This window comes from Enterorhabdus sp. P55, from assembly GCF_009911695.1.
In the GTDB taxonomy this organism is placed as follows: domain Bacteria; phylum Actinomycetota; class Coriobacteriia; order Coriobacteriales; family Eggerthellaceae; genus Enterorhabdus.
The window spans coordinates 1-758 of record NZ_QWKK01000266.1; the positions used below are offsets into that span (position 1 = coordinate 1).

Consider the following 758-nt stretch of genomic DNA (forward strand, 5'->3'; position numbering starts at 1 on the left):
CTGGCGTCGCGCATGTGGCTGGCGCCGCTAGTGCGGCCGCTGCGGCCGGAGCGGGCGCTGCGATGGGAGCGGGCGGCGTAGCAACTGGCGCTGCGGGTGCGCAAGGCGCGGGCGGCGCTTCTGGCGCAGGAACGCCGGCGTTGTCATCGCCTGCGGGCGGCGCGGCGGCTGGCGCTGCAGATGCCGCTGCGGCGGGCTTGGCGGCGGGTGCGATGCGTGGCGCGGGCGTGTCCGTTGCGGGCGGCGCGTTGCCTGACGCGTTGCTGCAGAGCCTGCGCAACCCGGCAGCGCTTCAGCGCATGTGGCAGTCGGTGCTCGCTGCCCTGAAGAAGGGCAAGGCGGCCTACGGTGTGCTCTTCCTCAACACAAAGGCCGTCTTTGACGAGGCCTCTGGTACCTTGGCCATCGAATTTCCCGCTGAGAACGACTTTGCCTTCAAGACCGCGCAGGGTGCTGGCGTCCAAGAGGAGCTCGGCCGCGCCATCGCCCAAGCGTGCGGCGTGACGATGCCCTTCATGCTGACGAAGGCGGGCGCTCGCTCTGCCGGCGTGACGGCTGTCGCTCAGCCGGCCGCTTCGGCTCAAGTCGCCCAGCCGGCCGTCTCGGCGGCCGCTTCGGCTCAATCGGCTCAGCTTGCGGCGGGCTTCCCGCCGGCGCAGGCCTCGGGGCAGGTGGGGCAGGTGGCGGCCGCCCAGCCCGCCGCGCAGCCTGCCGCCGCCGCTGTCGGCGCGAACGGCGCGACCGCTGCGAACGGGGCG

The 758-nt window shown here is 73.4% G+C and carries 1 pseudogene; it reads left to right on the forward strand.

Annotation, left to right across the window (positions count from 1 at the left end):
- Nucleotides 1-140: 140 nt before the first annotated feature.
- Nucleotides 141-758: pseudogene (locus D1643_RS11190) on the forward strand (DNA polymerase III subunit gamma/tau); the annotation flags it as partial.